15 protein-coding genes are annotated in these 21360 nt (G+C 61.9%); 2 read left to right on the forward strand and 13 right to left on the reverse strand.

The window, feature by feature from the left end; translation table 11 throughout:
• Positions 1-60: 60 nt before the first annotated feature.
• Positions 61-2145 (reverse strand): glycogen debranching protein GlgX, encoded by a 2085-nt coding sequence (gene glgX, locus QWZ03_RS07070; protein ID WP_290332086.1) that lies wholly within the window; start codon positions 2143-2145, stop codon positions 61-63.
• The gene (gene glgB, locus QWZ03_RS07075; RefSeq protein WP_290332087.1) at positions 2142-4301 is read right to left on the reverse strand and encodes a 1,4-alpha-glucan branching protein GlgB; all 2160 of its coding nucleotides are present in this window, start codon (positions 4299-4301) and stop codon (positions 2142-2144) included. Before glgB ends, glgX begins: the two co-directional genes overlap by 4 nt.
• A gap of 433 nt (positions 4302-4734) precedes the next feature.
• Here glgB and QWZ03_RS07080 point away from each other — a divergent pair, with 433 nt between their 5' ends.
• Positions 4735-4926 carry a hypothetical protein gene (locus QWZ03_RS07080; RefSeq protein WP_290332088.1) on the forward strand — a complete coding sequence of 64 codons (192 nt, stop codon included), beginning with the start codon at positions 4735-4737 and terminating at the stop codon, positions 4924-4926.
• A gap of 123 nt (positions 4927-5049) precedes the next feature.
• Here QWZ03_RS07080 and QWZ03_RS07085 read toward each other — a convergent pair whose 3' ends face one another.
• The gene (locus QWZ03_RS07085; protein ID WP_290332089.1) at positions 5050-6015 is read right to left on the reverse strand and encodes a M14 family metallopeptidase; all 966 of its coding nucleotides are present in this window, start codon (positions 6013-6015) and stop codon (positions 5050-5052) included.
• A 341-nt stretch (positions 6016-6356) separates the two neighbouring features.
• On the opposite strand from QWZ03_RS07085, the gene QWZ03_RS07090 reads away from it, so the two are divergent.
• Positions 6357-7091, forward strand: coding sequence for an RCC1 domain-containing protein (locus QWZ03_RS07090; protein ID WP_290332090.1), 735 nt, complete (start codon positions 6357-6359; stop codon positions 7089-7091).
• A 54-nt stretch (positions 7092-7145) separates the two neighbouring features.
• Here QWZ03_RS07090 and QWZ03_RS07095 read toward each other — a convergent pair whose 3' ends face one another.
• The 10 genes from QWZ03_RS07095 to QWZ03_RS07140 all read right to left on the reverse strand — a co-directional run bounded on the left by QWZ03_RS07095 (position 7146) and on the right by QWZ03_RS07140 (position 21239).
• Complete coding sequence (locus tag QWZ03_RS07095; protein ID WP_290332091.1) at positions 7146-9158, reverse strand: ATP-binding protein; 2013 nt, start codon at positions 9156-9158, stop codon at positions 7146-7148.
• Positions 9159-9224: 66 nt separating this feature from the next.
• Positions 9225-9770 carry a response regulator gene (locus QWZ03_RS07100; RefSeq protein ID WP_290332092.1) on the reverse strand — a complete coding sequence of 182 codons (546 nt, stop codon included), beginning with the start codon at positions 9768-9770 and terminating at the stop codon, positions 9225-9227.
• 40 nt (positions 9771-9810) lie between these two features.
• The gene (gene nosR / locus QWZ03_RS07105) at positions 9811-11139 is read right to left on the reverse strand and encodes a response regulator c-di-GMP phosphodiesterase, NosR family (protein WP_290332093.1); all 1329 of its coding nucleotides are present in this window, start codon (positions 11137-11139) and stop codon (positions 9811-9813) included.
• Positions 11140-11156: 17 nt separating this feature from the next.
• The gene (locus QWZ03_RS07110; RefSeq protein WP_290332094.1) at positions 11157-12020 is read right to left on the reverse strand and encodes an HDOD domain-containing protein; all 864 of its coding nucleotides are present in this window, start codon (positions 12018-12020) and stop codon (positions 11157-11159) included.
• Positions 12017-12838 carry a response regulator gene (locus QWZ03_RS07115; RefSeq protein ID WP_290332095.1) on the reverse strand — a complete coding sequence of 274 codons (822 nt, stop codon included), beginning with the start codon at positions 12836-12838 and terminating at the stop codon, positions 12017-12019. Before QWZ03_RS07115 ends, QWZ03_RS07110 begins: the two co-directional genes overlap by 4 nt.
• 29 nt (positions 12839-12867) lie before the next feature.
• Complete coding sequence (locus QWZ03_RS07120) at positions 12868-14256, reverse strand: ATP-binding protein (RefSeq protein ID WP_290332096.1); 1389 nt, start codon at positions 14254-14256, stop codon at positions 12868-12870.
• Positions 14249-16750, reverse strand: coding sequence for an EAL domain-containing protein (locus QWZ03_RS07125; RefSeq protein ID WP_290332097.1), 2502 nt, complete (start codon positions 16748-16750; stop codon positions 14249-14251). Before QWZ03_RS07125 ends, QWZ03_RS07120 begins: the two co-directional genes overlap by 8 nt.
• Positions 16751-16762: 12 nt before the next feature.
• The gene (locus QWZ03_RS07130) at positions 16763-17881 is read right to left on the reverse strand and encodes a sensor histidine kinase (protein WP_290332098.1); all 1119 of its coding nucleotides are present in this window, start codon (positions 17879-17881) and stop codon (positions 16763-16765) included.
• The gene (locus QWZ03_RS07135) at positions 17878-18327 is read right to left on the reverse strand and encodes a response regulator (RefSeq protein WP_290332099.1); all 450 of its coding nucleotides are present in this window, start codon (positions 18325-18327) and stop codon (positions 17878-17880) included. The genes QWZ03_RS07130 and QWZ03_RS07135 overlap by 4 nt, the downstream gene beginning before the upstream one ends.
• Positions 18324-21239, reverse strand: a complete 2916-nt coding sequence (locus QWZ03_RS07140) for an ATP-binding protein (protein WP_290332100.1) — start codon at positions 21237-21239, stop codon at positions 18324-18326. The genes QWZ03_RS07135 and QWZ03_RS07140 overlap by 4 nt, the downstream gene beginning before the upstream one ends.
• Positions 21240-21360 lie beyond the last annotated feature (121 nt).

Raw genomic sequence — 21360 nt, forward strand, 5'->3', positions numbered from 1 at the left:
GCCACCACCGCCGGCATCACGGTCGCCTGGCGATGAAGCGACGCGTCCTGGCAGGCAGGGCTACCAGGTCACCCTGCCGCCGGTATCGAGTACCAGTAGCCATACGGTATTGGCTGGCAGCACCACCTGTTGCTGGAACAGCGCATCACCGGCATCGGGCTCAGCGGTATCCAGCACACGCAGCCAGCGGCCTGGTCGCAGATTGAACTCGGTGGCAACTGCCTCGGCGTTGATTAGCAGCAGGCAACGGTCACGGGTCCCCTCCGGCCCCAGCTCCACCGCCAGGCTGAACTGCTCGCGGCCATCCCACTCGGCTGGCGTCATCGCACGGCCTTCGGCATTGCGCCAGTCCACATCGCGGCGTTCGTAACCGCCGTGAGCCTCGGCGCTGAACCAGCGGCCGTGGCGCAGTGCCGGATACTGGCGGCGCAAGGCCAGCAGCCTTGCCACATATGCCGCCTGGGCAAGGTCGATATACTGCCAGTCCAGCCAGCTGATCGGGCTATCCTGGCAATAGGCGTTGTTATTGCCCTGCTGGGTGTGACCCATCTCATCCCCTGCCAGCAGCATGGGCGTACCCTGGCTGAAGATCAGCGAGGCCAGCAGCGCCCGCTGCAAACGCCCCCTGATCTGCAGGATGCCGGGGTCGTCAGAAGGCCCTTCCACGCCGCCGTTCCAGCTGTGGTTGTTGCCATGGCCATCGCGGTTTTCTTCGCCATTGGCCTCGTTATGCTTCTGGCTGTAGCTGACCAGATCACGCAGGTTGAAGCCATCGTGGGCGGTCAGGAAATTGACACTGGCCCACGGCGGCCGGCCGCGCCGCTCGAACAGGTCACTGCTGGCTGTCAGCCGCCGGGCGTATTCACCCCGGGTGGGGCCGTGATGCAGCCAGAAGCTGCGCATGCTGTCGCGGTAGCGATCATTCCATTCCGCCCAGCCGGGCGGAAAGCCCCCTACCCGGTAGCCATCGGGGCCGATATCCCAGGGCTCGGCCACCAGTTTCAGGCGGCATAGCAGGGGATCGGCCTGTATGGCAGCGAAGAAGCTGGACCAGGCCTCGAATGGCCCATGCATGCCACGCGCCAGTATGGGCGCCAGGTCAAAGCGGAAACCATCGACATGGCACTCCAGCGCCCAGAAGCGCAGGCTGTCCAGCACCAACTGCAGGCAACGTGGCTCGGCCAGGTTGAGGGTATTGCCGCAGCCCGTCCAGTTCTCACAGTGGCCGTCTGGCGCCAGCCGGTAATAGCTGCGGTTGTCCAGCCCGCGCAGGTTGAATGCAGGCCCACCGACGCCCCCTTCGGCCGTGTGGTTGTAGACCACGTCCAGCAATACCTCGATGCCTGCAGCATGCAAGGCACGCACCGCCGACTTGAATTCCGTCACGGGGTCGCTGCCAGCCGCATAGCGCTCCTCTACCGCCATCAGTGCCACCGGGTTGTAGCCCCAATAGTTCACCATGCCACGGGCCAGCAAATGCTCCTCATCCGCGCAGGCCGCCACAGGCAGCAGTTCCACCGTGGTCACGCCCAGCCACTTGAGCCAGTCTATGCTGGCGGGGTGTGCCAGGCCGGCATAGCTGCCGCGCAATGCCTCCGGCACTGCCGGGTTCAGCCGGCTGAAACCCTTGACATGCAGTTCGTAGATCACCGTATCCGCCCAGGCTATCCCCGGCCGTCTGTCATCCTGCCAGTCAAAGGCATAGCTGCCGTAGTCGGGTGCATCAACCACGCCCTTGATCGCATGGGCGGCGTTGTCACGCGGGTCGGGCCGGCTAGGGTCGCCCGGCAGGTGATCGCAGAAATCCCCCTGCCCCGCATAGCGCCCGTGCAGGCGGCGGGCATAGGGGTCCAGCAGGAGTTTGGCCGGATTGTAGCGATGGCCGCGTTGCGGCATCCACAGGCCATGGGCACGAAAACCATAGATCAGGCCGGGCTCAGCCTCGGCCAGATAACCATGCCAGACGCCCGCATGGTGGCCGGGCAAGGGCAAGCGCGCCAATTCCCGGTGCCCCGCAGGGTCGAACAGACAGAGCTCGACACGGTCTGCATTGAGCGCATAGACGGCAAAGTTCACCCCTGCGCCATCCCAGTAGCTGCCCAGTCGGAACGGATCTCCCGGTACCAGTCCAAGCGCCAGTGTCATGATGGCATCCAGCGAAAGAACTGGGTCGCCAGTGGCCCCAGCGTCAGCGCTACCGTATGCGTACGGCCATGGCCGGGCTGCGGCTCGCTATGGGCATCGCCATTGCCCACATCACTGCCGCCATAGTGGCGCGAATCGGTGTTCAGTATCTCTACCCAGCAACCGGCCTGCGGCACCCCCACCCGGTAACCGGTACGCACCTCGGGGGTAAAGTTGCACACCACCAGAACCATGCCGCCCTGCCCATCATGGCGGACAAAACTGAGCACCGAATTGGTCTGGTCGTCCCAGCATATCCACTCAAACCCAGCCGGATCGCAATCGAGCCTATGCAACGCCGTTTCCTGCCGATAGCAGCAGTTGAGATCCCTGACCAGGCGCTGCATGCCCGCGTGGCGCTCATCCTCCAGCAGGTGCCAGTCCAGGCTGGCATCATGATTCCACTCCGCCTGCTGGGCAAACTCCCCCCCCATGAACAGCAGCTTCTTGCCCGGATGCGCCCACATATATCCCAGATAGGCACGCAGATTGGCGTAGCGCTGCCAGTCATCGCCCGGCATCTTGCCCAGCAGCGAGCCCTTGCCATGCACGACTTCGTCGTGGGACAGCGGCAGCACATAGTTTTCGCTGAACGCGTAGGTCAGGCCCAGACCCAGCTGGCCATGGTGATGACTGCGATGCACCGGCTCGCGCCGCATATAGTCCAGCGTGTCGTGCATCCAGCCCAGGTTCCACTTGTAGTGGAAACCCAGGCCACCGTGCTCAGGCGGCCGGCTGACCTGCGGGAAAGCGGTGGATTCCTCGGCCAGAGTAATGGCCCCCGGCTCTGCCACGCCTACCCAGTGGTTGGTCTGGCGCAGGAAAGCAATGGCCTCCAGGTTCTCCCGCCCGCCATGCACATTGGGCACCCACTCGCCGTCGGCCCGGCTGTAGTCGCGGTAGAGCATGGAGGCCACCGCATCGACCCGCAGGCCATCCAGGCCGTACTGGCTGAGCCAGAACAGGGCATTGGCACTGAGGTAGTTGGCCACTTCCCGCCGGCCGTAGTTGTAGATCAGGGTGTGCCAATCGCGATGAAAGCCCTCGCGCGGGTCGGCATGCTCATACAGATGCGTACCGTCGAAACAGGCCAAGCCGTGCTCATCGGCCGGAAAATGCCCCGGCACCCAATCGAGCAGCACGCCCAGCCCTGCCGCGTGGGCGGTCTCCACAAAATGACGGAAATCCGCAGGCGTGCCAAAGCGGGCACTGGGTGCATACAAGCCGGTAGGCTGATACCCCCAGGAGCCATCGAAGGGATGCTCGCTGACCGGCAGCAGCTCGATATGGCTGAAACCCATCTCGCGCACATAGGGCACCAGCGTGTCGGCCAGCTCCCTGTAGCTGAGCCAGCCTCCATCGGCACGCCGACGCCAGGAGCCCAGATGCACCTCGTAAATACTGACAGGCTGATCCAGCCCCCCCTGCCGCTGCCGCGCTGGCAAAGCAGGGGGTAGTTTCGTCACCACCGAGGCATTGGCCGGACGCAATTCGGCCGCGAACGCAAAGGGATCGGCCTTCTGCAGCGCCACACCGTCCCAATCGAGCACCTCGAACTTGTATTTCTCGCCTGCCGCCACGCCAGGCAGAAACAGCTCCCACACCCCACACTCGCGCCGCAGCCGCATGGGATGGGCCGCACCATTCCAGAAATTGAAATCCCCCACCACGCTGACCCGCTTGGCATTGGGCGCCCAGACACAGAACAGGGTGCCATCGATGCCATCCAGGCATTGCGGATGGGCGCCCAAGGTCTGCCAGAGCTGGCGATGGCTGCCTTCCCCTATATGCCACATGGCCTCGGCCGAGAGCTGCGGCGGAAAGCGGTAGGGATCATCCAGCTCCAGCTGTACTGCCTGCCAGGCAACTCGCAGACGGTAGTGCGGCGGCAGACTGGGCAAGCAGCCGGCGAACAATCCACGCGCATCCAGCTGATCAAGCACCGCCAGGGGCGCCCCAAGGGCATCGGTCACCTCAACCCGGCAGGCCTCCGGCTGCCAGCTACGCAGCCATACCCCCAACTCGCCAGGATGGGGGCCCAGCACGGCAAAGGGGTCGCCATGCTCACCACGGCATATCGCCTCCACCACCCAGTGATCGAGCATCGCGCCCGTCATGCCAGCTCCCCAATTCAACGCCGCCAGATCGACGTCTCCTTATCCTAGATGGGATTGGGCCGGTAGGCACGCTTGGGCAACTACTCGCTACGCATGGACTGAGGCCGGGCAAGGTGAGCGACGGGCTTTATAAGCTGATTGACCGAATATCTTCAGGCAAGTCAGGGGCAGCCAGACACCGGCAGTAGCTGCAAGAATAATGCCCCCCGCACATAGCGCGGGGGCAGGGATTGGTGCCCGGTACCATGGGCTCGTCCGGGCAGGAGCCACATCCGCCCAACGGCAGCGGAAACGTGCGCGGATTCTGCCCTTGCTTTGTTGCAGGCAGTTTGCAGGTACGGGTGTTTTGCCATGGGCCCGAATACCGCTCAACTTCACGGCAATCCTGCCGATAAGACAAGTACGGGGCAACTGCTCCGCCAGGAGCCCCGCCATGCTGATCCAGCTGTTTTGCCGAGCTGATATGCGCACCGTTGCCGAAGTGGCGGCCCAGTATCGGGCACTGGGCTACAAGGCTGAAACGTGCTGCAAGCGTGGGGTGTATTACCTGAAGCTGTGGCAGGATGAACCCGCAAGGCACCAAGGGCCGCATACTGCGAGCCTGACGCGCCTGCAGAGCGGGTAGCAGAAAGCAAGAGGCCGGACAGTTGTCCGGCCTCTTGTCTTAGAGCCTGTTATGGACGCCAGCCATAGCTGGCAGGCAACGCACGGGGCAGATGCCTACCCCATGACGCAGTCTGGCCTGGACTCAGCCCGCAAAACGCGGGGTGGGCCGAGCCAGGTAGAACCATTCCTGCCCTGCCTGCGCCCTGGCGTTCGGGAACAGGATGTAGCCCTCACAATCGGCCTTGACTGGCGTGCCATCGTGGCGTGTGCCAATCAAATCGCCTGCGGACAACCGGTCAAAGCTGGACCAGCCATGGGCAAATGCATCGTCCGGGTGGGCACGATCTATCACCTCATAGATATGCAGAGCCTCGACCTCAGCGACAGGCTGTGGCGCGGTGGCGGCAATCAGGCCCAAATGGGCCAGGGTGTTGTGTATGGCCTGGTAGGCCACCTCAGGTGCATGCGGGTCGTCGTGCTGGCCGCACTCCAGGGTCAGGGCATAGCCGCCCTGGGCGCGCATGTATTCGGTGGTGCCCACGCCATAGCGTGCATCGGCATTCAATAGCTGGCTACGGCTGGCGCCCGGCCCCATGGCCGCGCGGCGGCGTTCCACGCCTCTTGCGTAGGTGCTCAGCCAACCATCCACCAACCGCCCTACCCCCAGCCGCAGTGCCAATGCCTCTTCCGCAGCGGCATGGGCAAAGGGTTCCAGCGTGCCGGTATTGTCTTCCGGCCCCACCATGGCAAACGGGCGCCCCTGTGCCTGGAAGGAATGCAGATCAAGCAGCACGTCGTGTTCTGCCAGCAGGGGGCACAGCCAGTTGGCAATATGGTCTTCAAACTCGACCGGCTGATCGGTAGGGCACAGATTGCGGTTGAGATTGCGATCGCCCATGCGCTGCTTGCGCTCATAGGCCAGCGGGTTGGTTATCGGCACCAGCGTCAGCTTGCCTGCCAGCAGTTGCACCGCACCGCTGTCCAGCTCTGCCATCAGGCGGGTGATGCCCTGGGTGCCGCAGATTTCATTGCCATGAACCGCCCCCAGCACGATCAGACGAGGGCCCGGCTGCAAGCCGGCATAAGTGACGGATTTGAACTGTTGCATGGGTAGGCTGGTCAGGCGAAAAGGGAAAACAAGTATAAGCCGCACCGCACAATGCTGTTGGCATAAACCAACAAATAACCGCAGGTGTGATTTCCCTCACAGCATTCTACCAATGCTATAGGCATAATGGCGCCGCTTTAAGGTGGCTTCCGGCACCTCAGGCTCCAAGCAAGACCATGCGCGAACGGCCAATTTCGACACAGCATAGCTTTGATATGCAAAGAGAAACTGTCTTAAACAGCGCCGTATTGCGACAAAACCGGGGCGCTGAAAGCGCTCTTATGGGCTGCCATCCCCAAGATAAACAGGCCGCCCGCTTTATCCCGCCAGGACCAGACCGCATGAAATTCGATAGCCTGCAGCATCTCAGCACACCAGCCACCCCGCCGCATCGCCTGATGGGCGATACCCCTTCGGCACAAGTGGCCAGCATGATGGCGCATGGCTTGTGGCATCAGCTGCAGCTACGCCGTGACGGCACGTTGTGGGCGTCGGGCGACAACCGCTATGGTCAGCTTGGCGATGGCAGCCGCCAGGATCAGCGCCGGCCGGTGCTGGTGGGGCGTAACTTCTGCGCCATTGCAGCGGGGCGCTTCCATAGCTTGGGTTTGAAGCGCGACGGTAGCCTTTGGGCTTGGGGCTACAATGGCGACGGTCAGTTGGGTGATGGCAGCCTGGTCGACCAGGCTCGGCCGGTACAGATAGCACGTGGCTGCATGGCCATTGCCGCTGGTGCCTTGCACTCCTTGCTGCTGAAGCACGATGGCACGCTCTGGGCCTGGGGCCACAACGGCCAGGGCCAATTGGGCCATACCGTGGATGCCAAGCAGGCACTGCCCACGCCCATGGGCCACGGTTACCGTGAAATCGCCACGACGGACTACCAGAGCATGGCACTGCACCATAGCGGCCAGCTGATACGCTGGGGCGTCACCCCTGGCGAAGAATCCGAAGACGGCAGCTTAGGCACCACGCGCGTCCAGTACGACGATATCAGCCTGGGGGACGAAACCTGCTTTCTGCAGGCAGCCCAGCTGATGGCTCAGGCCGAACCGGCCTATCAGCTACCCCGGTAAGGGCCTTTCTGGCCCTGCCATCGTGCTCCTGCCCATAGGGATGCCTGTACGGCGCTAGGCGCCCTCAATCGGCTCGGGCTGGATAGGCAATACGATGCGGAAGGTCGTACCGTGCCCTGGCTCGCTACGGCAAATGATCTGCCCACGGTGGCGCTGGATGATGCCATAGGAGATCGACAGGCCCAGCCCCGTCCCCTTGCCCACCGGCTTGGTGGTAAAGAAGGGCTCGAAGATCCGGGGGAGCACCTCGGCTGGGATACCGTCGCCATCGTCGCTGATCTCCAGCCACACCTGCTCGCCCTCCACCCCGGTACGTATGCCGATATGGCCTGACACCTGCATGGCTTGGGCCGCATTCACCAACAGATTGAGCAGCACCTGGTTGATCTGCCCTGGCTGGCAATAGATCTCGGGCAGGTCGCCGTAATCCTTGCTCACGGTTGCCTTGTACTTGATCTCGTTGTGGGCGATGCTCAGCGTGCTGTCTATGCACTGGTGTATGTCCACCAGCTGCCAGCCGTCTTGATTATCCAGCCGCGAAAATTCACGCAGATCCTGCACGATCTTCTTGACCCGCATCAGCCCTTCGCGAGACTGCACCAGCAGATCGTCTATATCCTGGCGCAGGAACTCGAAATCAATATTCTGCTTGAAGCGGGCAATGTCCTCACGTTGCTGCTCGGTCAACTGGGCCTGGCTGGCCTCATACCGCCCCAGCAGTTCGAGTATGTCCAGCACATAGCTACTCAGCGTATTGACGTTCGATGAGACAAAGCCTATCGGGTTATTGATCTCATGCGCCACGCCCGCAGCCAACTGGCCTATGGATGCCATCTTCTCGGATTGCAGCAATTGTGATTGGGTACTGGCCAAGCGATTGTTCAGCTCGGTCAATTCGGTATTGCGCAGTTGCAATTGCACCGTACGTTCCCGCACCTGCTGCTCCAGCTTCTCCTGGTAGTTATGCAGCGCCAGTTCGGCGCTTTTCTGCTTTTCTATATTCAACAGATAACCACGGAACACGCCGTCCTGCGCAAATCGGCCACCATGCAAGGCCACCCATTGCTCGCCCCCGTCATCCCGCCGCAGTCGCAACTCGTGCTGCAAGGCAGTGGTCTCCTCTGCCTGCCAGACCGTCATCAACAGAGCATAGTCGTCCGGGTGGGTACGCTGCAGCAGAAAATCTGCCTGCAGCCATGCCGTGGTTTCTATGCCTAGTATTTCTGCACACTGCGGCCCGATATAGCTAAACACCGCGGTTTGGCAATCGGCTATCCAGGGCACGGCATGGGTTGTTTCCAGCAAGGCACGGTTGCGCTCTTCCGACTGTTGCAGTGCAGATTGTATATGGCGGATCGCCGCCACTTCGCCACGCAAGGTCTCTTGCATATTGTTCAAGGCACTGACCAGCACATTCAGCTCGTCATTCTCGCCGGCCCAGCGGGGGCGTGACAGATGCCAGGGCTGATCCAGATTGCCGATATGGCGCTCGCGTATTTGCCTCGACAGCAAGGTGAGCGGGCGGCTGATCCATTGCGTGACGATATAGAGAATGAAGATCGAGACGAAAAAAGTCTTGGCACTTTGGGCCGCCACAATCAGTAGGCCATAATCCAGCACCCGCTCGTACACGCCAGTCAGCGAGGGAATCACGATCAGTTGTCCAACCTGAGTCGTCAGCCCTGTACTGTCCATATAGGTCAGATCCAGCCGGTGCACTTTGCCTGGCAGGACGCTGGGCTTGACCCCCGCCACGATCATAGGCTTGCCTTGCGGGTCGGCCACCTCGGCATATTTGATGTCCGGCAGGTTCACCAAGCCGTTGAGCCGACTGCTGATCTGGTAACGGTCAAAATTCCAGACAGCAGCAGCCAGGCCCGCCTGATTCACATAATTGAATTGTTGTATGCGCAGATCGACCTGCGATACCTCCTGCCGATAATTGAACGCCAGCTGCACACCGCTGGAGAACAAGGCGGCGAAGGCGCTGAAGCCCAGGATGAACACCAACAGGCGCCAGCTCAGCGGGCTCTCCTGGCGATAGGCCCTCAGCGCCTTGAACAGCATCAGCACGCCTTTGCCCGTGCTTGGCCCCTGCGCTGTCCGGCATAGGGCATCCCCTTGTCCGCGCAATCATTCATCCAGCAGCACCTCGCCATTGGGCCCCCACTTTACCTGGGTGATGCCGGGGCTCTCGGCTTCCAGCCTGGCCAGCAGCAACTCATGCTTGTTTACCTTGGCCTGCTCGGCACGCACCATGTCGGCCAGCCGCTTGTTCTCCTGCAATAGCTGCCGGGTGGCCAGGCCCTGCCGCAGAACATGCTTGAGCTCGCCCTCATGCCAGGGCTTGGTGATGTAACGGAATATCTGCGCCTCGTTGATGGCACCGATAATGCCGTCGATATCGGCATAGCCCGAAAGCAGGATGCGCACCGCATCCTTTTGCTTGGTGCGGAAGAACAGCAGGAATTCCACGCCATTCATCCCCGGCATGCGGTAGTCCGAGATCACGGCGTCGTAGGCCTTCACATCTGCCGCCTTGAGCGCCTCTATCGGGTCGGCGTAGCAATCCACCGTCAGCGGTATGCTGTTGCCCTGCTCATCATCCAGATTATTGAGGCTGCGGCGCAGGGCGCTCAGTATGCCGGGCTCATCGTCGACCACCAGTATGTAGAACATCGCTTCCTCCGGGCTATGCCCATCCTGTTTTCAGATTCCGCTACTGAGGTGCCGGCTCTTCAGGCTTATAGATATAGATCGGCAAGGGTTGCCGCGCACTGCGCTCGAAGCTGTATATCTGCTCTATCAGGCGCTCATCCAGGGGGTAATCCTTGGCCAGTAGCAGCATGCCTGCCTGGGTGCTGAGGTCGCGCGCCAACACCATGCCAGGCTTGAGCTCACTGCTGCGCATGGCCATCTCCACCCGTATCGGCTCTGCCAGCGTATTGCCAAGCAATGTGGTGAAGGCCTCCACCACGGCAGGGTCGTAGCGCTTGCCGGCGTGGGCGATGATGCTCTTGTAGGCATCGTCCCGGCTCAAGGCGTGCTCCTCCAGCGTACCGCTCTGCAATGAGTCGAAATCGTTGGCCAGTGCCAATATGCGTGCGCCCATGGGTATCTGCTCCATGGCGAGCCCATCCGGGTAGCCCTTGCCATCAAAGCGCTCGTGATGGTGGCGTATCAGCAATGCCGCCTTCTGCAGCTGTTCTAGTGCCATCAACGCCGCCTGGCCATTGACCGTGTGCTTCTCATACTCGGCCCGCTCGGTCGGGCTCAAGAGGACATAGGGGGTTTGTATCAATTTGTCGGGCAGGCCCAGCTTGCCGATATCGTGCAGCAGGCCCGCCACCATGATCTCCTGCGCATCCGCATCGCTCAGCCCCATATGCCTGGCCAGTTGCTTGGCGAGGTCGGCCACGCGGCGTGAGTGCCCGCCTATACTGCCGCCCCGCATTTCAATCAGAGACGTAAACACCTTGATCGAGGTGACAAAGCTCTTCTTCAGACTGTCGTGCGCGTTGCTCAGCAGGCCCATGGCCTTCTGCAGCTCAGCAGTACGCTCCTTGACCTTCTGCTCCAGCTCCCGGTTCTGCTGCCTGACCAGTTGCTCCAACCTTGCCTTCTCGTCGCGGAGCGATTTCACCACCAGCGCATCCCTGACCACGGCAACAAACTCGTCGTCCTGCCAGGGTTTCAGCAGATAGCGATAGATCTCGCCCCGATTGATGGCACGCATGGTGTCGGTCATGTCGGCATAACCGGTCAGGATGATGCGCAGGGTATCCGGCCAGCGCTCCTTGACGATGCACAGCAGCTCCGCCCCGCTCTGCTCCGGCATGCGCATGTCGGAGACCACCATATCGACTGGGTGTTGTTCCAGATAGGCCAGCGCCTCCCTGCCGCTGCCGGCCGTGGCAACCTCGTAGTCGGCACTGCGAAACAGCCTGCGCATGGCAGACAGGATGTTCGCCTCGTCATCGACAAACAGGATGACAGGTCGTCGGCCGCTCACGGCGGCAGGGGTATCTGGCTGTACATTCGCATCCATGGCGCGCTCCCGTTTTCTTATCCAGCGCTCAGCGCAAACATCGCTGTCGCCTCGGCGTTGACTCGCTTCACCACGCCACCAAAGCGCTTCTCGCCTATTCTCTCCACCAGCTGCAGCCCCAAGCTCTCGGCTTCTTCCCGGTTCTGTCGCCGCAGGCACTCCAGATAACGCGCCAGTTGGTAGGCGGCGAACAGCGTCTGCTTGAGCGGTGTATCGCAGCGACCTATGTCCTGGTAGTCGCGCACGGCCTCTATGATGTTGTCGGGCATATGCCATAGTTTCAGTGTCAGCACCCCCAACTCGATGTGATCAAAGCCCAGCACACCCATCTCATCCGCGGTATAGCCGGTCGCGGTCGCCCCATCCTGATAAATCCGCTCTATCAGCTCTCGCGCGTAAACCAGCAGCATCAGCTTACCCACACCGTGCAGCATGCCCGCCACAAAGGCGACATCTTCGGGGGCCTTCAGCACACCAGCCAGTTCACGTGCGGCCAGACCGGTCACGATAGAGTGGGTGACGAGGTCACCGGCCAGTTGGTCATCCAGTTGCAGGCCAAAGGTATCGAGCAGATAGCCGCGCATCACGATGCTGCGTACCGAGGACATACCCAGCACCGTCAAGGCATGCCGTATCGAGTCCACCCGCTTGCTTAGGCCAAAGAACGGCGAATTGGCGACCCGCAACAGGCATACCACGCTGCCGGGGTCCGTCGCGATCACGCGCTCCAGCTCATGCACATCGCCCGCCTCCCAATCAAGCTTGGCAATCAGGCTGGCAAAGGCCGGATTGAACTTGGGCAGCTCTCCGCTATGCTGCTTCAGCCAGGTTTCGGCGGCCGAAGCAGGCCCTGCCTGGGTCTCGTCAGGCGCCGTAGTCATCGATCAAGTCCTGTCTTTTCAGCGTTATCCAGCAAGGGAATCAGGGTGAGTATCATGCCCAGCTCGGCATCGCCGACCTTGAAGGGAGTGGCTTGGTAAAAGTAGCGGTGGCCATCTGGCATGGCGTGGTAGCCCTGCGCCTGGCCACTGGCAAGCGTGGTGCGTATGGCAGGCGGCAGCGCCCCATTGATGCCGAGGCCAACACACAGCTCCGGGAACAAGCGGCTAGCCATCTGGTTACTGACGGCCACCGTGCCGTCCTGGGCATAACCCACTACAGCCACCGGAGCCTGATGCAGCACCTGCTGGGTGACCTTGAGCACCGACATGCCGAAGTCACGCTCCCCCTCGGCGCCTACCAGCGCGCTTTCCAGCAATTGCGTTGCTTTCTCCAGCGCTGCATTTTTCAGCAACAGCTCTTTTGACAGGTTCTCGTAATTGATCTTCAGCTCATAGTGGGCAAACGCTGCCGCCACCTGCTCACGCAGCAGGTCGTCCTCCCACGGCTTGGTCAGGAAACGGAATACCGACCCCCGGTTGATGGCATCGGTCACCGAATTGAGTTCGGTGTAACCTGACAGCACGATACGCACGCTGTCGGGCTGTATCTCCTTGGCCAGGCTGAGGAACTCGGTACCGGTCATGCCCGGCATGCGCTGGTCCGAGATAATGACCCCCACCGTCGTCTTGTTAAGCAGCGCCAGCCCCTCCTGGCCAGACCCGGCCGACAGGATGGTGTAACCGTCACGGCGAAACAGCCTGCCCAGCGCAGACAGGATGTTGGCTTCGTCGTCCACCACGAGCAGTACTCTGTCCATGGAAATTCCGTCATCGCTATGGGTTGATCTCAGGCTGCTTCCTGCGCTGCGGCCTGGTCCAGCTCAGCCGCATTGACCGGTATTCGTAGCGTGAAACAGGTGCCCTGCCCGACCTCGCTCTGCACCGATACTTCGCCATGCATGCGCTTCATGATGCCGAAGGCCAGTGACAGCCCCAGGCCAGTGCCTGTCCCTATCGGCTTGGTGGTAAAGAAGGGATCGAATATCCGCTTGAGGTTCTCTTGCGGAATGCCGCAGCCGTTATCGACCACATCGACAAACACATTCTCGGCGTCCAAGCGGGTACGGACCGTGATGGTGCCGAACTTTTCGATGGCATGGGCAGCGTTGACCAGCAGGTTCAACACCACCTGGTTGAACTGGGAGCCCAGTACCTGTATTTCCGGTAACTCGGCGTATTCCTTCACCACGTCGGCCTTGTACTTGATCTCGTTACGGACAATGTTGAGGGTGCTGTCTATCGATTTATTGAGATTGACCGATACCCACTCACCCGAATCCACGTGCGAGAAATCCTTGAGGTCCTGCACAATCTTCTTGACCCGGTCTATCCCCTCCATCGACTCCTGCACCAGCACCGGCACATCCTCGGTGATGTAGGCCAGATCGTAGCGCTCCCCAATGAGTTGCTTGGCCCCCTCCTCGATGTTTTCCATCTGCTTGTAGGCATCTAGCGCGCCTATCAGCTTGCGGGTGTAGTCCCGCAGGGTGCCCAGGTTGGAGTTCACGAAACCGATGGGGTTATTGATCTCGTGCGCGACACCCGCCGCCAACTGGCCGATGGAGGCCAGCTTCTCCGCCTGGATCAACTGGCTCTGCGCCGCTTCCAGCCGCTTGATCAGTTGCGCCTGGCTATGGGCCTTTTCTTCCAGTTCCTGCTCGATCTGCCGGCGCGCCTCCACTTCGTCTATCAAGGCCGCATTGGCCTCCTTGAGCCGGTGTGTCTTGCTCTTGATATGCCTATCCATTTGCGCCATGTTCTCGAACAGGTAGTTGAGGCGCTCGGCGATCTTGCTGAACTCATCGTCACCATGTACGCGCAGGCGCAAATCCCAGTCATGGTTGTCGTTGATCTCGTTCAGCCCGTCATAAATCTCGGTAATCGCCTGCCTGGCCCCTCGGGTCAGCATGGCAATCAGGTAGACCCCACCGACGACGGCCAGTACCAACACCAGCAACATATAGAGCTTGGCCTCGCCAGGTGGCAATACCTGTTCCACCCCTTGCAGGGCGATGAATCCCAATATCCCCAACGAGCCCAGGCAAAAAAACAGCAGCAGCTGGAAGCGTTGTTGCAAGCTCAGGTTGGACCAGAAATTGGCCTGCCTAGACGGCATGTCCGTAGCCGATGTCGCCAGCGCGGCCTGCGCGGCCGGTGTGTGCTCGATGTCATCCATGGCGATCCTTGTCCAACTCATATTTGATAAAGGCTTCGGCAACCGCAGCCAGCAACTGCTCATCGTTCCAGGGCTTGGTCAGGAACTTGTAGATCGCACCATGATTTATGGCCTCGGTGACTGTCCTCAGGTCGGTGTAGCCGGACAGGATCATGCGCACGGTTACGGGGTACATATCCTTGACCCGGTTGAGGAACTCAGTGCCGCTCAACTCCGGCATGCGCTGATCGGCCAGGATAACGCCGACCTCATGGGTAGCCAGCAGCTCGAATGCCTCTGTGGGGCTGGAGGTCGTCAGTACGCAGTAACTACCGCTACGCAGCAGCCGGCGCAGTGCTGCCAGCACGTGCTGCTCATCGTCCAGCAGCAGCAAGGTCTGCTGCTCGCGCTCCTTGCGCCAGGGCGGCAGCGTGGCGCGATCCGCCATCATGCTGGCACAGGCATCGGGCGGTAGCGGCCGGCTGAAGTAGAAACCCTGTATCAGGTCGCATCCCGCCTCGGCCAGTAGTGCCAATTGGCCCTCGGTCTCCACGCCTTCGGCCACCACCTCCAGCCCCAGTTGGTGCGCCATGGCCGCCACGGTACGGGAGATGGCCAAGTCATCGGGGTCGGTGGTGATATCGCTGACAAAGCTGCGGTCTATCTTCAGCTTGTCGACTGGGAAGCGCTTGAGGTAGCTGAGGTTGCAATAGCCGGTGCCAAAGTCATCGATGGACAGATGCACCCCCATTTTGCGCAACTGCTTCATGACCTCGATGGTGGTGGTGGGTGCGTGCATGGAGGTCGACTCGGTCAGCTCCAGCTCCAGCCATTGCGGCTCCAGCCCGCTGCTGGATAGCGCAGACCGTACCGTGGCCACCAGCGCGCCCGGTTGCGCCCATTGTGCCGATGCCAGATTGACCGCCATGGTGATGGCAGGCAGGCCGGCACGCTGCCAGTCTGCCGCCTGCTGGCAGGCTGTGTGCAGCACCCGTTCGCCCAAGGCGATGATCAAGCCCGATGCCTCGGCCAGCGGAATGAACTGCGCGGGCGGAATCAGGCCCCGGGTGGGATGACGCCAGCGCACCAAGGCCTCCACCGCCACGATACGGCCTGACGCCAGGCTGGCTTGCGGCTGGTAGTGCAGTTCAAGCTGGCCAGCCCCTTGCAGCGCCTCGTGCAACTGTCCTTCCAGTATCAAGCGCTCATGCGCCTCGTCGGACAGGATGGCACGGTAGAGCTGGAAGCCCGATGCCTGATCGAACACCGCCCGGTGCAAGGCGGCCTCGGCCGCCTGTACCGATGCCATGGGGTCTCCCCCGACACTATGCAACGTGGCACCGAGATAGGCGGGCAGGAAGAACTCGCGCTGATCCAGGCGGTAGGGTTGCCGCAGTTGATCCAGCATGCGCTGCAACTGCCTGGGTAATTCGCCCTCGTCCTGTACTTCCAGCATCAGCGCAAAACTGTTTTCGCCCACCTTGGCCAGCCAATCCCCCGCCTGCTGCCAGGATTGCAAGCGCCGCGAGGCCTCTCTCAGCAACTGGTTGCAGGTGGCAATACCCATGCTGTCGCGCACTTCCGCCAAGCGCTCTATCCCTATCAGCACCAGCGCCAGCTGGTCCGGCTCGCGCTTAGGCGTGGCGCGTTGCAGGCGCAGTTGCAGCAGTTCACGGTTGGGCAGGCCGGTCACGCTGTCGTAGTGGCGCAGAAAATAGGCCTGCTGCTCGGCCTTCTCCTGCTCGGTCACATCGATGCCTGCCAGCACTGCATATTCGGATTCCGACCCCAGCCGCTGCAGCCGGCCGGCCGACCAAAGTATGGCGCGGCAGCCATCCAGAGTAGTGCGCCAGGGCGAATGCCCACCTGCCTCCTTGGGCTCGTCTGTATCCAATTGGGCAAACTGCTGCCGCAGCCCTTCGCGCTCCTCTTCAGCGGCAAACAGGTTCCAGTAATCCAACCCAGCCACCGCCTCCTGCGTCTGCCCTATTGCGCTCTCTGCCGCCGGATTCAACCGGGTGATGCGCCCCCCGTTATCCAGCACCACGATCAACGCGCCCGTGGTGTTCAGTACCGCTCGCAGCAACTGCCGCTCGTGGTCCAGCTCCTGCTGCATGCGGCGCTGGTCCCGCATGGCATCACTTTCTGCCAGCGCGCGCAGCACCACGACCGGTAGCCGGGCCAGATTCTGCTTGAGCACATAATCGGTTGCCCCCATCCGCAGGGTTTCCACCGCCCGCTCTTCGCCCAGCGACCCTGTCACAAACACAAAGGGCACATCGGGTGCCAGCTCACGCCTCAGCAGCAAGGCCGAGAGGCCGTCATACTGCGGCAAGGTGTAGTCGCCCAGAATCAGGTCTGGCTGCCAGCTCTGCAAGGCAGAGCGGTAGTCGCTCTCGTTGCTGACATGCTGTATTTCCATCACCAAGCCAGCCCGCCTCAATGCGTCGCTGGTCAGCTCCACATCTGCCGGCACATCCTCCAGCATCAATACCTTGATCAGTGAGCGCTCCATGACAAATCCGTCTCAATGCCCGGATCGGGCAGGTGAATACATTTCGCCCGGCGCAGGGAAAAGCGCCTCTTGCGGTAGTGCAAAGCCAAAAGTCGCCCCCTGCCCCCGCTCCCCCTGTGCCCATACGCGTCCACCGTGGCGGCTGGCGATACGCGCCACGATGGCGAGGCCGATGCCATCGCCAGGAAACTCATCGGGCCCGTGCAGACGCTGGAATACCTTGAACAGCTTGGCGGCGTAGCGCGGGTCAAAACCCACACCGTTGTCGCATACCTCGTACAAGCACTCGCCCTCCTCCCGCCGTCCCCGTATGGTGATATGGGCATCGCTCCCTGCTTGCCGGTACTTGATGGCATTTGCTAGGAGCTGCAGCCAGAGTTGCTTGAGCAGGGGTCGGTCGCACCAGACCGAGGGCAGGGTGTCCACCTCGAACGCGCCACCGAACTCCCCCCCTACATCCAGCCAGGCATCCCGTACCAGCGAGGTCATATCGGTAGTGGACGGCGCCATCGGCTGATTGGTGATACGCGATAGCAGCAGGAGCTTGTCGATCAAGCGGCACACCGTACGGCCGCTGTCTCGCACGACGCCCAGCAGGCGTTTGTCCTCCTCGTCCAGTCGTTCTGCCGCCCGTCGTTCCAGCATGCCGGAGAACCCGTCTATGGCGCGGAGCGGTGCACGCAGATCATGCGAAATCGAATAGCACAGGTCATCCAGTTCACGAGTCACGGTCTCGAGGCGAGCCTGCAGCAGCTGCTCGCGGCCATCCGACTTGGCCGTATCGCGTACCACGCGGCAATTCAGCAGCAGGGCAATCACCTGACCCTCGCGGTCCTGCAAGCCTTCTATGGCTATCTGGTAGTCGCAGCCCACCCCTTGCCGGTCGGTCAGTTGAATGCGGGTATTGATCACCTCACCCGCCCATGCCCGCGCCAGGTGCGGCGACAGCAGATTGCTCATGCTGGCCGGCCCCACGCCGCTACGCTGCATCAATAGCTGCCAGGCATGGTTAGCCAGCAACAGTTCGCCTTCTCGGCCAAAGGTGGCGGTTGCCACACCCTGTGTGCAGTCAGTCAGCGACATGGGCGGCCTTGTCGAGTTGAGCACGGCATTCGAGCTATCGGCATTCATACATCCCTCCTGGGCGCGGGACGGTTCAGTACCAGCCAGTACAGCCCCAACTGGCGGGACGCCTGGACAAACTGGTCGTAATCCACCGGCTTTTGCACATAGCTATTGGCAAAATGGTCGTAGGCCTCCAGCCGGTCTTTATCTTCGTTGGATGAAGTCAGTACGATCACCGGCAGATGCCGTATGCGTGTGTCGCCCCGTATCGCCCGCAATACTTCCAGGCCGGACATCAGTGGCAGATTGAGATCCAGCAGCACCACGGCCGGTATATCCGTCACATCACGGCCAGCATGGGCACCCTGGGCAAACAGGTAATCCAGCGCAGCCAGGCCGTTGCGCATACGCAGGATGGGGTTGCCTATGCGCGCCTCCTGGAAAGCCATGGCCGTCAGCTCGGCGTCGGCATCGCTGTCTTCCACCAGCAAGATGATCTGCTCGTTGCTCATGCCGCGGCCTCCAGCGTGAAGTAAAAGCAGGCGCCCTGGCCGGGCGTTGCCTCGGCCCAGACCCGGCCCTCATGGCGGGTCACGATGCGCTGGACGATGCTTAACCCTATGCCGGTGCCACTAAACTCACTGTCGTCGTGCAGGCGATGAAAGGGGCTGAACAGCTTGCTGGCATAGCGCATGTCGAAACCTGCCCCGTTATCCCGCACATAGAATGCCGCGCGCCCGTCTCGTAATGTTGAGCCCACCTCGATCAAGGCAGCTTGCTGGCGGGCAGTGAACTTCCAGGCGTTTCCCAGCAGGTTCTCCATCAGGATGCCCACCAGCCGTGCATCAGCCTGTACCGGCAGCGACCCGGCCAGGGTGGTGGCAACCTGGCGCGTCGGATCTCGCTCGGCCAGCAAGGCCAGCAAGCGTGTGGCCACGGCCGCTAGGTCCACCTGCTCGCGGTGGACGTGCTGCCGGGTAATGCGGGCAAGGTTGAGCAGGTCGTCTATCAGCTGTCCCATCTGCTGCGCTGCCGTACGCACGCGGGCCAGATAGTGCTGCTCCTGGGCGTCCAGCTTGTCGCCGGCGTGGCTGAGCAAGGCACGGCTGAAGCCATCGATGCTGCGTAGCGGGGCCCGCAGATCGTGCGATACCGAATAGCTGAACGACTCCAGCTCGGCATTGACGCCCTCCAGCTCCCTGGCCCATTGCCTGCGCCGCTGTGCCATGCCCAGATGAGTGCGTACGCGGGCTAGCAACTCGCGAGTGGAGAATGGCTTGACCATATAGTCGTCGGCACCGGTATCAATACCCTCCAGCATCGGCTCCTCGCCGGCCCTGGCCGACAACAGCAGCACAGGTATCTGCGCTGTGGCGCTGGCCCGCCGGAGCGCACGCAGCAGGCCTACGCCATCCAGCCTGGGCATCATCACATCGCTGACCACCATATCGGGTGGCGCCGCCAGTGCCTGGGTCAGCGCGTCCTCGCCATCCACCGCCAGGCTTATCTGCCAGTGGGCAGACAATATCCCGCTCAGGTAATTACGCATGTCCAGGTTGTCGTCCACCACCAGGATGCGTGCCATATGGGAAGGTGCAGCTTCGGTAGGCAGTGCCGCCACGGCGGCCTGACCACCAGCGGGCTGCCCCAGCCAGGTTGCAGCATGCAGCAGGTAGGCCTGCTTGCCGTCCGATGCAGCTATCAATGGTTCATCCTGGCACTGGGTGGCAGCCAGATGGGCACGGCCGCTGGGCAGGAAGACCTTGAAGCGGCTGCCCTGCCCCTCCACGCTGTCTACCGTTACCCGGCCGCCATGCAATGCCACGAACTCCTGCACCAGTGACAAGCCTATGCCGCTGCCTTCAAAGCTGCGCCCGCGCGTGCCCTCCACCCGGTGGAAACGCTCGAACATGCGCGGCAGCTCGGCGGCGGGTATGCCACAGCCGGTATCCCAAACCGCCAGCTCAGCGCCCTGCCCCAACCACCGCAGCCTTACCCCTATCTCGCCCTGCCAGGTGAACTTGAAGGCATTAGACAGCAGGTTGAGTACGATTTTTTCCCATAGTGCCGCATCAACATAGAGCGGTTCCGGCAGGGCCGGGCAATCCACCACCAGCCGCAAACCGGCTTGCTCCAGCAGCGATTGGAAGCTGCCTGCCAGCCCCGTGGTGAGGCTAGCCAGATCGGTCGGCGCAAAGCGCCCCTGCAGGCGACCCGATTCGATGCGGGCAAAATCCAGCAAGCTGTTGACCAGGCTGAGCAAGCGCACCGCACTGCGGTGTGTCGCCTGCAGATGGTCACCATCCAGCGTGCCACCCGGCTCGGACAATGCCGACTCGACATGGCCCAGTATCAGGGTCAGCGGCGTACGGAACTCATGGCTGACATTGTTGAAGAAGGTCGTCTTGGCCCTGTCCAGCACCGCCAGTTGCTCTGCCCGCCGGCGTTCATGCTGGTAGGCATCGACATTTCCCAGCACCCGCGACAGGTGTTGTGCCGTCAGGCGCAGGAAATCCATATAGGACTCATCCAGCGCGCGCCTTGGGCTGATGCCGGCAATCAGCAAGCCATAGGGCAAGCCGGCGCCGGCGCGCACCAGGGGGAGGATCGCAGCCGTGGTGGTTGATTCCGGCCACGGTCCGCCTGGCAGGTGGCCAAACCGCTCGAACAGATCGCGCCGCACCAGTACTTGCCCACCTTGCAGCACCACACCCGGCGCCCATCCATCAGCGCCGTCCAGTGGTATCTCCAGGGGCGCTCCCGCTGCCCCGGCCACCATATTGGCCTGCGCAGCCAGACGTGCCGTCTGGCCATCTTCGGACAGCAGGTAAAACAGCACAAAGGGCAGATCGTGTTGATGGTGCGACAGCACCGTGGCGGCCTGTACGCAGGCCTCGTCAAAACCAGGGGCGGCCAGTTGCTCGCCCAGTTCTCGCAGTGCTGCCAGCCGGCGATGCGAGATCACCTGTTCGGTCACCTCGGCAACGGTCTCGAATATGCCGCCCACCGCGCCGCCCTCGGCACGCGCAGGGGTATAGGAAAACGTAAAGTAGGCTTCCTCAAGATAGCCATTGCGCTCGACCGAGAACGGGGAGGCCTCGACCCATACCGCTTCGCCGCTGTCGAACACACTGGCCATCATGTCGCGTATCAGATGCCATATCTCGGACCAGCAGTCAGCCGCACGCTGGCCCAGTGCAGCAGGATGCTTGGCACCGAGGATGACCCGGTAGGCGTCGTTGTACAGCTGGACCCGCTCATCCCCCCAGAAGATCACCGAAGGGAAACGGGATGCCAGGCAGAGTTCCGCCAGGGTCTGGAGACTTTGCGGCCAGAGCGCCATGGCGCCTAGCGGGGTGCGCGACCAATCCATCTGCTGAACCAGCTCGCGCATGGGAACGGTGGCACTGGCCGGCATGACCATACACAGACTTCCTCTCTCCGATACCGATCTCGCTGCCGTAGCGGCGATCCGCGCCTCCCGTCGTTGCAGGAAGTCTTGGTAGGTGTGGCCTTTGCCTTTTCGGCATGGCTTTGCTCTCCTT

Source organism: Chitinimonas viridis (genome assembly GCF_030409555.1).
In the GTDB taxonomy this organism is placed as follows: Bacteria; Pseudomonadota; Gammaproteobacteria; order Burkholderiales; family Chitinimonadaceae; genus Chitinimonas; species Chitinimonas viridis.

Excerpts from the sequence above, each read along its gene's own strand:
- QWZ03_RS07140 (WP_290332100.1), bottom strand. The coding sequence starts at position 21,239 with ATGGTCATGCCGGCCAGTGCCACCGTTCCCATGCGCGAGCTGGTTCAG.
- glgB (WP_290332087.1), bottom strand. The coding sequence starts at position 4,301 with ATGACGGGCGCGATGCTCGATCACTGGGTGGTGGAGGCGATATGCCGT.
- QWZ03_RS07120 (WP_290332096.1), bottom strand. The coding sequence starts at position 14,256 with ATGGATGACATCGAGCACACACCGGCCGCGCAGGCCGCGCTGGCGACA.
- QWZ03_RS07085 (WP_290332089.1), bottom strand. The coding sequence starts at position 6,015 with ATGCAACAGTTCAAATCCGTCACTTATGCCGGCTTGCAGCCGGGCCCT.
- QWZ03_RS07095 (WP_290332091.1), bottom strand. The coding sequence starts at position 9,158 with ATGCTGTTCAAGGCGCTGAGGGCCTATCGCCAGGAGAGCCCGCTGAGC.
- QWZ03_RS07110 (WP_290332094.1), bottom strand. The coding sequence starts at position 12,020 with ATGACTACGGCGCCTGACGAGACCCAGGCAGGGCCTGCTTCGGCCGCC.
- QWZ03_RS07135 (WP_290332099.1), bottom strand. The coding sequence starts at position 18,327 with ATGAGCAACGAGCAGATCATCTTGCTGGTGGAAGACAGCGATGCCGAC.
- QWZ03_RS07125 (WP_290332097.1), bottom strand. The coding sequence starts at position 16,750 with ATGGAGCGCTCACTGATCAAGGTATTGATGCTGGAGGATGTGCCGGCA.
- nosR (WP_290332093.1), bottom strand. The coding sequence starts at position 11,139 with ATGGATGCGAATGTACAGCCAGATACCCCTGCCGCCGTGAGCGGCCGA.
- QWZ03_RS07090 (WP_290332090.1), top strand. The coding sequence starts at position 6,357 with ATGAAATTCGATAGCCTGCAGCATCTCAGCACACCAGCCACCCCGCCG.
- QWZ03_RS07100 (WP_290332092.1), bottom strand. The coding sequence starts at position 9,770 with ATGTTCTACATACTGGTGGTCGACGATGAGCCCGGCATACTGAGCGCC.
- glgX (WP_290332086.1), bottom strand. The coding sequence starts at position 2,145 with ATGACACTGGCGCTTGGACTGGTACCGGGAGATCCGTTCCGACTGGGC.
- QWZ03_RS07080 (WP_290332088.1), top strand. The coding sequence starts at position 4,735 with ATGCTGATCCAGCTGTTTTGCCGAGCTGATATGCGCACCGTTGCCGAA.
- QWZ03_RS07115 (WP_290332095.1), bottom strand. The coding sequence starts at position 12,838 with ATGGACAGAGTACTGCTCGTGGTGGACGACGAAGCCAACATCCTGTCT.
- QWZ03_RS07130 (WP_290332098.1), bottom strand. The coding sequence starts at position 17,881 with ATGAATGCCGATAGCTCGAATGCCGTGCTCAACTCGACAAGGCCGCCC.